Source organism: Nostoc sp. UHCC 0251 (genome assembly GCF_034932245.1).
GTDB lineage: Bacteria > Cyanobacteriota > Cyanobacteriia > Cyanobacteriales > Nostocaceae > Nostoc.
The window spans coordinates 1-9,565 of record NZ_JAYGHD010000141.1; the positions used below are offsets into that span (position 1 = coordinate 1).

Genomic DNA, 9,565 nt, shown 5'->3' on the forward strand with positions numbered 1-9,565 from the left:
CCTCTGATTAAGATTCTGTTACATAGCGGGAAATTTTAGCACCCACTTACTTAGTATTTCCCTAGATGAGCAAATAACTCAAGAGCTTTTACATCAAGACTTGAGTAAGTTGCTGGCATTGCTCAATCCAAGGCAACGAGAAGTATTGACTCTACGTTTTGGATTGGAAGATAATCAGCAACTAACCTTGAGTCAAGCTGCAAAACGCCTGAATCTTAGTCGAGAGACAATTCGTAAAGCTGAACATCAAGGTCTAAAAATTTTGCGCTCTCATCAAAACAAAATCAAAGATTATCTTCTTAATTAGGACTAAGGTTTGTTTGACTTTAGTTTCATTTATATAAGTCGAACTCCCTACTCCAAAGACTGCAAACAAGTCGCCACTGCTGTTAAAGATGCCTCCAGTTGCGGCTGTCAGGAGTGCGATCGCGTACCTGCCATGAATCGGTGGCATCGCTTCTGCTTAATCCCCGGCGAAAACCATCAGATTGTCAGACCAAGTAGCAAGTTACAAGTCGCAAATCGCAAGTGTACCGACAACTGTTGTCGTGGGTTTGAAACAAGAACACTTTATATCTAGTATTACTACATGTATTGACATAATTTTTTTTCAGAAGTGAGCTTGTATCCCACAACTGAAGTTTTTTATCTTACTTGCGACTTGCGACTTGCGACTTCCGACTTGTTTTTATCACTGTTTCACTCAAATGATGCATGAATATATTGATACTAGAAACTATCCTTATAAATAGAACAGCGATTACAGAACCGATGCCCAGCAAAACTATTGAAGTCCGAGAGTACACCGTCAGAGCGCACAAGCGGGAAATTCATACTCGCGTTTTTAACTTCGTATGTAAGCAGTGCGAACAACCCACACAAAGAGAAACTTTTGGTGTGCGACCTCTATATTGCGAAACATGCCGTCCGCCACAAGCACCCAAGAAATCAGTAGTTCCTCTAAAGAAGAGAAAACCCAGAGCTATGACTTACAAGAGTGGTAAAGACATAGCGGGATGATTTGTTGTCTCAAGGGTGAGTGAGCGCACGAAAGTAAGTGAAGCAGTGCGCTCATTCGCTCAACCTAACTCAAACTGGTAAAAAGTAACTCTAATGTTTAGGAGTCATTCAGAAGGTGCAAACTGTGCAAAGACCTCGGCCCCTGTCAGGTTCTTAGTTTCATCGGCGAAACAGTAATATTTGGGCTTTTCATCAATGAATACCTGATGATCGAAAACAAGACCTTCACATTTCTCGAATAGTCCAACAGGAATGAAATACTGGTTATTTTGTTTTAATTTGTAAAATAGATGGCTACCACACTGCTTACAGAATCCACGTTCTGCCCACTGTGACGATTGATAAAGCCCAATATTTTCTTCACCAAAGAAGCTAACATCACCTTTACAGTCAATAGCTAATAAAGGCCCTCCACCCCACTTGCGACACATACTACAATGACACGCTCCCATCTGATTACTCATACTGGTTGTGGACAGGCTTACTGCTCCACATAGGCAGCTACCTTTTACAATGGTCATATTAGACATATTATTTTCTCCGATTCCACGCAGGCGCTCCAATTGCTCACATTTTCCCCTATTTCATACTGGAAATGCCAAGAATATCAAGTAGTTCGCTTTCGTGACTTGGCTATTTTTTGGGTAAGGGAGAAGGTAGGGTTTCCTCTAGGGATAAGGGTGGGGGGAAAGGTTTTAAGAAGATAAAAATTGCAACATTCTTTAATCTGTTGGCATTTCAGGGGATTTTGTATCCTCTCAAGGTATTTAGCATAGAAGGCAACCGCGATCGCTATTTTGGTGGTTCTAATGAGTTATTTGGAAGAGCAAGCGAGAAAAAAGTAAGTGCGCGAAATTAGAACAAACACTAATTACAATCTGAAGCTTGCCAAAGAATACGAAGTTTTGTGACTCGAATATTACCTATATCCGGTCGCATCAGCTCCAGAAGCTACTGCCCGAATTGCTAGGCGCATTCTGGTTTAATTGCTGATTTTAAAAGTCATTATCAGTAAAGGGAACTATGGATGGTAAAAACCTTTTGAGGGATGGGTAAAATTCTAACCTCGCGGTATAATCATCTGTTTGAGATACTGATAGTTCAATTATTTGCTGATTTTTTTCATCAAAAAGTAACTGGATTTGATAATTTGTCCAGAATTGGTCACCTAGTTCATCTTCTAAATCGAAAAGCCGTTGTTCATCCCCCCATATATTCGACCAAAGGACAATCTTATTAGCCCGAAAATGATTTTGACCTGTTGTGTCTGCAATAACAAAATATGCTTCGACATTTAAATCAAATCCCAAGTCATCGACCTCTATCTCTGCTATTTGACAGTTAACCACTATTAATGTATCGGGGTTGACGTTTACTACTTGCTCTTGGCGCTTTAATAATTCTTGTAGCACGAAATTAGGTAATAACTGGGAACTTTCCTCAAGTAAAAGTTTTTGGGTTTCTGGAGAGTAACGAGTTTTTAATTCTTGCGTGATTAAAGTTAAAATGTCTTCAGTAGCTAAATTGACAACTATCTTTTGATCTGCGGGATTAAGAAAAGCTCCCGGACTAAGCTCAATGCGTTTTTTAATTGGCATAGTTATCTAAAATTATTTTAATTTGAGCAGAGCATTCACAAATAAAGCTCAAAGGAAGTCAAAACAATTCAAAATTCAAAATTATCAATTTCATTATTACAAGACGCTCCTACGTCGCTAACGCTGCGCTATCATTGGGGGCTTTGACTCGTTCGCGCAGCGTCTCCGTTAGGAGAAGGATAATTAATTCAAAATTATTCTTATTATTCCTAACAGAATTTTGAATTTTGAATTCAAAAAATGGTCAATCAATAAACCTCATCTCAGTTTCAGTTATCTGTTTTTAGCAGGACGTGTGTAATAGCAATTGCATCCTTTCAATCATAACGATAAATGACTGTGATTTGTGAGTCAAAAAAGATTCATGCGCTAATCTTTAAAAATGCCACAACACTTGACCAATTAACGGATTGGTTGAGTAAGTAACGAGTAAATAAACTTTTAATAATGCCTATTTCCTCACTGGTCAAATTTGCAGCCAGACGCTCGGCATAACTTGGTCGATTGGGATTAGCAGCAAATAAACGCTTGATAAAATTATCAGAGATGTGCATAGGTGTCAAATACTGTTCAATAACCACTTCTACGCAGTGTCCATTTGAGGCAAAAGCGTGATGCAAATCTTCAGCGTCCCAGTTAAACATGGAGTCAGAGGCATCTGTATAAATAGCTTCTTCCGCTAAAACTAATCGCTCATACAATTGGGCATCTAGATTTTGGCTGGGCAGTAAGCGATAAAACCTTTGGGTATGACGAGGTACTGTCTCAGCTAAAATAAGCTTGACTGAGCGCGGGAGCAATTGAGTTAAAAATTGAGCAGCAAGCCCCTTATCCGGTTGGGAGGCTAGTACATTGCGCCCGATAATAGAGTCAAACTGTACATTTGGTGCAAGAGATGTCAGCATCGCAGGTATCTGTGCAACAGATGCAGTAAAAACTATTGGTCGCATTGTTTCAGGAAGTGCCGCAGCAAGTTCATTTAAAGCATTGGCATCAGAACTATTGCGAACACAGGCATAAACCCCGCCTTCAGGAACTTGCCGGATTGCTTCCCAAGTAAGTAAACCAGTGGTGGCATTTAAATCCAATACTAAGTGATGACGTTGTAATTGAGCGAAAGTGAAAATGCGTTCGCGCACAGATGCTAATTGTGTACTTACTTGAGAAAGTGTGCGTTGCAACCAGCGCTCATCTGCTCGGTCAACAGTTCCATAAGTCATGACTTCCACTGGTGCAACACCAATACCTTCTACTATTGCAGCAAGTTGAGCTTCCCGACGACGTGCCACTTGTGTTGCGATTTGGTGTTCATAACCTTGGGTTGATGGTTGGTAAAACAATTGACCTTGCAAGCTCTTGGGTAAATATTGCTGTTCTACCCAATGATCTCGATAAGCGTGAGGATAGAGATAACCCGCCCCATGCCCAAAACCTTTTTTATCCCGATTGGCATCTTTAAGATGAGTGGGAACGGAAGCAACATTTTCACTTTCTACTGTGGCTAAAGCATCAAAAAAGCCCATAATGCTATTGGATTTTGGTGCAGTCGCTAAATAAAGTACAGCCTGCGCCAAATGATAACGTCCTTCCGGCATTCCCACGCGATCAAAGGCTTCAGCACAAGCATTTGTAACGACAACTGCTTGTGGGTCAGCCAGTCCGATATCTTCACTGGCAAGAATTAACATCCGACGGAAGATGAAGCGCGGGTCTTCACCTGCATAAACCATTTTGGCCAGCCAATAGAGTGCTGCATCTGGGTCAGAACCTCGTAAGCTCTTGATAAAAGCACTGATGGTATCAAAATGGGCATCCCCTTCTTTGTCGTATAAAACAGCACGCTGCTGAATAGATTCTTCTGCCACTGCTAGGGGAATATGAATAACACCTGTAGTATCGGGGGGTGTAGTCTCTACAGCCAGTTGCAAAGCATTCAATAATGAACGAGCATCACCATTGGCAACATTAACTAGATGAGCTAAAGCATCTGTGTCAATTTGCACTGTTAACTTGCCATAACCGCGTTCTAAATCAGCTAGTGTTTGCTCAACAATTTGGTATAAATCTTTATCAGTTAATTGCTGAAGTTGAAAAATCCGCGAACGGCTGACAAGTGCTTTGTTGACCTCAAAAAAAGGATTTTCGGTGGTAGCACCAATGAGAATGATTGTTCCATTCTCTACCCAAGGTAATAGAGCATCTTGCTGAGACTTATTAAAACGATGGACTTCATCGACAAAAAGAATAGTTCGTTGATTATGGAACTTGCGCTGTTGTTGGGCTATTTCAATTGCCGCTCGAATTTCTTTGACTCCTGAAAGTACAGCATTGATAGCGATAAAGTGAGCGCGGGTGGTGTTGGCAATAACACGGGCTAGAGTAGTTTTGCCAGTCCCTGGTGGCCCAGAAAAAATTAAGGAAGATAGTTGATCTAAACCAATAGCACGCCGCAGTAGCCTTCCTTGCCCGATAATATGGTCTTGACCAATAAATTCATCAAGTGTCCGTGGACGCATCCGAGCCGCCAGAGGTGCTGATTCATCAGTTATTTTTGCAAGATGCTGGTCAAATAAGTCCATTAGTTATCGGATTATAATAATGATTATATAGAAATAGGCATTATTTTAGGCTATTAATTGAATCTAATCATAACAATTGATGCCGAATGCCAGATGTTAATTATGAAAAATTATTAACTGTAGTAAAAACTATGAAAATTTCCGAAATATCGACAGAAACTCTGGAAAAAATCAAGTTAGTTAGGTGGGATAGAATTATTGAGAAACATGAAGGCCCAGAAAGTTGGTCATCGGTTTTCAGATATGAAGAACCAGAATTTTTGTCAGTGGAAGAATGCCCAATATTATTACCTGTAGATAAATCACATCATCCGAATATTACTATAATACGTTGTATCTGGAGTGCGGATAAGAATTCTGTAACAGTTTTTCTATCAGATACTACCTATGAAGATGATCCATTCTTTTCGGGATTTATGGCAGTATGCGATCGCCTGAAGAATGAAGAATTTTTCTTAGCAATTTTGTACCATGAATGGTTTGTTATTGAAAGAGCCGCAGTTTGTGAATAAAGAGTTTTCAGGAGTTATTCAAAAATCGGACAGATTCTCAGAAAATTTATGATAACTACTTCTGCTTTGACTATTGGCTCTCAAACCGCTAGAGCATGGTTTGGTAGAGATCCAACGAGCGAAAAAGGTGCAGATGTCACCCAACAGCATCTGCAAATTCTGAGTTCAAAATATACATTAGATTATCGTGAGTTACCTGTTTCAATTGTTGAAGAACGTCGCTTCAAATTAAATGTCAATCTTTCTCAAGATTAGAGGAAATAGATTGCGCTTTCATATAATGAAACAGGAAAGCTATTAGCTGTTCCAAATTTCAGAAATAATGGAATTATGACTACTGACAGGGAGCAAAATCAACTTATAACCAGAACTGTCGATAGTCCTCGATATACTAATGTGCAGCTGCGACTAGGCGGGGTGATTTTTCTGCACGGGTAAACTGTTTCGCTCGTTGTTTTGCTGCGGCATTTAAATTGACATCGTAGACAACTGTGATTTTAGGATTTGGAAATTGAATCGAGCCGAAGTGAAGAATATCACCCCAAAACTCAATGCTTTTGCCCTCGCTTTCAACTACATAAAATATGAGGTACATCCATTCTCAGAGATGAAAGCTATACTACGCTAAAAGAAAGGGAAAGAGAAAAACTGTATTGCATAATAGCGGGAAGCGCTGTATTGAGTGATTGATCGCTCTTGGTTATATTTTTCGATGCCAAGGAATCCGGTTGAGAAAGTGATCCATGCTCCGTTCTGCAAGAGCAGCAATAGTTAACGAGGGATTAGAGCAGGCTGTTGAACCAGGAATAAGCGCACCATCAATAACAAACAAATTAGGATAACCAAAGACCTGCCCATGAGTGTTGCATACTTGCCCGATGGTTGCACCTCCAAGCGGGTGTGCTGTAAAACTGTAGTCTGGTGATGCAGCTAGAGTTGTACCATTAGTTTGGTTAAGCCGTTGGTAAGTATACTGGAGAGCTTGAGCATTTTTCTGGCTATCGGTTGAGTTGTTAGTCCAAAACAAATCTGCTGACCCAGTATAGGCATTATAAGTAAGATAGCCCTCTGGTTTAGAAATTCCCTGACCAAGAACAGGAATCAGACCCTGCGGAATGAAAGGAAGTGCTTGAAATGCCTCAAGTATCACTGGGGCAATAGGGTTGTCGAGATGTTCAACGGCAATTACACCAGGAGTCCCCAGTGTTGGATTAGTCTCACCTGTATTAATCATTACAGTAGTCGAATCAGAATTTGTCCCCCAAAACTTTCCTACCTGATGATTGAGGCGGCGCAAAGTACCATTGCTTTTCGCACGCAGCAATAGTTCAGTAGTGCCAATTGAACCTGCGGCCAAAAACAGATAGCGGCAAACAAAAGATTTTTGAAAAAGCACTTCTCCTCGCTCGTTGATTTGATCGCAAACAACTCGGTAACGCCCACGATCTGATTCTCCAATCATAGTGACTACGTGCAAAGGTCGGATTTCAACGTTACCAGTAGCTGAAGCCATACTTAGATAGTTACGGTCTACGCTGTTTTTAGCACCACTATTTGTGCCATAGTACACTTGACCATTAATAATAGAAGGCACTTTCTGACCTGCGATTTCCTGACGAACAATGTCCCAATCAAAGGCGATATCGATTTTTCGGGTTTGTAAACCCGCTTTGGCTGCTTGCTTTTGGAGAATACGACTGGCCAAATAATACTCAGTTTGTAAAATATCGTCTGGGATGGGAGATGCTTTGAGTATAGAACGCACTCTTGGATAATAAACTCTATCTAGTTGGGAGTATTCAATAGTACGGGGAAAGACTTTGTAAAATAGTTCTTCAGTTGGCTGATAGGTAATAGCAGTGTAGACAAGCGAACCACCCCCAACACCTGCTCCGCGATAGGCATTAATCCCATTACCTCTTTTAACATCGAGAACACCTGTATATACATCAATGGGTATTTCTGGAACTGGTGGGGGTAAAACTGTAGTGGGACTAAGCCAAGTAGAACGACCATCTGGATTATCTTTTGTAGAGAAAGTATTACCTGCGCTAGTAATTTGCCATTGTCGTCCCCGTTCCAGGACAACGGTTTCAATTCCCGCCTGACCAAGACGCAATGATGCGACTGCGCCACCAAAACCACTACCAATCACTATTGCCTCAACATACTCGTCAACACCAGCAGCAGCAGTGCGAATAGCGGATACACTTACGCTTGCTGCCGCCGCCGCCGATGCCTGAAGAAATCGACGACGATTTAGCATTTGGGACATACTTTATCTCCTATTTTTTGCTTGCCATATTTGCAAGGTTGTAAATCGCAGGCAGTTAGCTCAGTGACTTGGCAATTTTTGGTAGTCGCAGCTAGCAATTTTGGATTTGGGAAATTCTAATTGATTTACAACAATCATTGATATGAGTATCAGATTAATGCTCAGTAAGCAACAATGCTTATTTCAGCAATTTTTGGGGGATTTTTTATTAAAGAAAAGGTTAAATTTTGGCAACGAGCAACAAGCCGCTTAAATGTGTGAGAACGCAACTCCAGCAATTTAATGTGGTTCTAAAAATTTTCAAAATCGTTCTGGATAAGAGTTAGTTTTTTTGCTTGCGAAAAACTGACCTTTTAGCGATCGTGATCTGTTCCCAATAAATCACGCCATTTATTCAGTCCACAGATGGCATCTGTCACCAGTTGAGCAAATTTGTCATCTTCACATTCTCAAACTCCAGGATCACGCCGCGACCCTCACCACCCTTGCCCAAAGGAATAATTGTAATTGTATTGCCCATCTCTTCTTTTGAGCGATGGCGCTGTTTCGCCAGCCGCAAGCAGAGGCTAAAAATGCTTTTAAAAACCTCAAACTAGGAAAATTGAGAGCTTAGGTTTTTACTTGGGTTGCCACAATGGAGTGATATCAAGGTTTTTAGCAGCAGATACGGCATTCTAACCTACGCCAGTACGGTTTACTCCCCTTTGGTTATTGTAAAGTTATCGTAATATATATTCATATAAAGCAATATTTGCCCCAAATAAAAGAGTAGGTAATAAAAGCGATGAATCAACCCATTGAATTATCTTTAGAACAAGAATTTAGCCTGAGAACTTTCTCTGATCAAGTGCAGCAGATGTCCCGTGAACAAGCTCAAGAGTTCTCGCTGATGCTGTATAAGCAGATGATGATAAGGGAAAAGACTTACCAGGAATTGCTCAAACATCAGTGGGAAGTTGGTTCCGGTTCAATCTTGGGTTAAAACAAACTTACGAAGTCAACTGTAGAAAGAGCTAACACTGTCCAGTCCAAAGTGCATTTTCAGCTTCAGTCCCTTCCAACCTTGAATAGCAGCACTTTCCACCTGGGTGAGTGTTTAGGGAATGTCAAAACAATTCAAAATTACAAGACGCTCCTACGTCGTTAACGCTGCGCTATCAGTGGGGGCTTTGACTCATTCGCGCAGCGTCTCCGTTAGGAGAAGGATAATTCATTCAAAATTATTATTCTTATTCATTTTGAATTTTGAATTTTGAATTCAAAAAATGGTCAAAGGATATTTTGTCAATTACTTGTGTGGTCATCTCTTTTGTGCTAACGAGTCACCAATGACCATGAAAATTGCTTTTCCCTCAAAACGTGGGCGCTTAGAGGGATTTTGGGTATTGATATTTGGTATTGGGTTTTTTGACAGCTAGGTTAAATTATCTGCTTTCTTAACGGCTGACTTTAACTCTTCAAAGGTAATACTACCGTCAGAGTCTGAATCATAATTTACTAGTAATTCCTGGGGAGTACTGATATTCGTTTCTGATGAAATGATTGTACTTAAGCCAGGACTTAAAAAAAGATCATTAATGG

13 protein-coding genes are annotated in these 9,565 nt (G+C 40.5%); 7 read left to right on the forward strand and 6 right to left on the reverse strand.

Annotation, left to right across the window (positions count from 1 at the left end):
* The first annotated feature begins 100 nt into the window (after window positions 1-100).
* From VB740_RS15380 to VB740_RS15390, 3 genes are all read left to right on the forward strand, one after another.
* A complete protein-coding gene (locus VB740_RS15380) occupies window positions 101-307 on the forward strand; it encodes a sigma factor-like helix-turn-helix DNA-binding protein (protein WP_323200853.1) in 207 nt (68 codons plus the stop codon).
* A 9-nt stretch (window positions 308-316) separates the two neighbouring features.
* Window positions 317-580, forward strand: coding sequence for a hypothetical protein (locus VB740_RS15385; RefSeq protein ID WP_323200854.1), 264 nt, complete (start codon window positions 317-319; stop codon window positions 578-580).
* Between the two features lie 191 nt (window positions 581-771).
* Window positions 772-1,020, forward strand: a complete 249-nt coding sequence (locus VB740_RS15390) for a hypothetical protein (protein ID WP_190914811.1) — start codon at window positions 772-774, stop codon at window positions 1,018-1,020.
* 104 nt (window positions 1,021-1,124) lie between these two features.
* Here VB740_RS15390 and VB740_RS15395 read toward each other — a convergent pair whose 3' ends face one another.
* Window positions 1,125-1,484 carry a GFA family protein gene (locus tag VB740_RS15395; protein ID WP_323200855.1) on the reverse strand — a complete coding sequence of 120 codons (360 nt, stop codon included), beginning with the start codon at window positions 1,482-1,484 and terminating at the stop codon, window positions 1,125-1,127.
* 266 nt (window positions 1,485-1,750) lie between these two features.
* Here VB740_RS15395 and VB740_RS15400 point away from each other — a divergent pair, with 266 nt between their 5' ends.
* Complete coding sequence (locus tag VB740_RS15400; protein ID WP_323200856.1) at window positions 1,751-1,879, forward strand: hypothetical protein; 129 nt, start codon at window positions 1,751-1,753, stop codon at window positions 1,877-1,879.
* 136 nt (window positions 1,880-2,015) lie between these two features.
* Here the strand turns inward: VB740_RS15400 and VB740_RS15405 are convergent, their stop codons facing one another.
* Both VB740_RS15405 and VB740_RS15410 read right to left on the reverse strand, forming a co-directional pair.
* Window positions 2,016-2,618 carry a hypothetical protein gene (locus VB740_RS15405; RefSeq protein ID WP_323200857.1) on the reverse strand — a complete coding sequence of 201 codons (603 nt, stop codon included), beginning with the start codon at window positions 2,616-2,618 and terminating at the stop codon, window positions 2,016-2,018.
* A gap of 362 nt (window positions 2,619-2,980) precedes the next feature.
* Window positions 2,981-5,197 carry an AAA family ATPase gene (locus VB740_RS15410; protein ID WP_323200858.1) on the reverse strand — a complete coding sequence of 739 codons (2,217 nt, stop codon included), beginning with the start codon at window positions 5,195-5,197 and terminating at the stop codon, window positions 2,981-2,983.
* A gap of 131 nt (window positions 5,198-5,328) precedes the next feature.
* On the opposite strand from VB740_RS15410, the gene VB740_RS15415 reads away from it, so the two are divergent.
* The gene (locus VB740_RS15415) at window positions 5,329-5,709 is read left to right on the forward strand and encodes a hypothetical protein (protein WP_323200859.1); all 381 of its coding nucleotides are present in this window, start codon (window positions 5,329-5,331) and stop codon (window positions 5,707-5,709) included.
* Between the two features lie 48 nt (window positions 5,710-5,757).
* A complete protein-coding gene (locus tag VB740_RS15420; RefSeq protein ID WP_190919380.1) occupies window positions 5,758-5,964 on the forward strand; it encodes a hypothetical protein in 207 nt (68 codons plus the stop codon).
* 136 nt (window positions 5,965-6,100) lie between these two features.
* Here VB740_RS15420 and VB740_RS15425 read toward each other — a convergent pair whose 3' ends face one another.
* Window positions 6,101-6,304 carry a hypothetical protein gene (locus VB740_RS15425; RefSeq protein WP_323200860.1) on the reverse strand — a complete coding sequence of 68 codons (204 nt, stop codon included), beginning with the start codon at window positions 6,302-6,304 and terminating at the stop codon, window positions 6,101-6,103.
* Between the two features lie 105 nt (window positions 6,305-6,409).
* Window positions 6,410-7,984, reverse strand: a complete 1,575-nt coding sequence (locus VB740_RS15430; protein WP_323200861.1) for a GMC oxidoreductase — start codon at window positions 7,982-7,984, stop codon at window positions 6,410-6,412.
* Between the two features lie 784 nt (window positions 7,985-8,768).
* Here VB740_RS15430 and VB740_RS15435 point away from each other — a divergent pair.
* Complete coding sequence (locus tag VB740_RS15435) at window positions 8,769-8,966, forward strand: NblA/ycf18 family protein (RefSeq protein ID WP_323200862.1); 198 nt, start codon at window positions 8,769-8,771, stop codon at window positions 8,964-8,966.
* Window positions 8,967-9,398: 432 nt separating this feature from the next.
* Here the strand turns inward: VB740_RS15435 and VB740_RS15440 are convergent.
* A partial coding sequence (locus VB740_RS15440) for an EF-hand domain-containing protein (protein WP_323200863.1) occupies window positions 9,399-9,565 on the reverse strand: 167 nt, incomplete at its 5' end.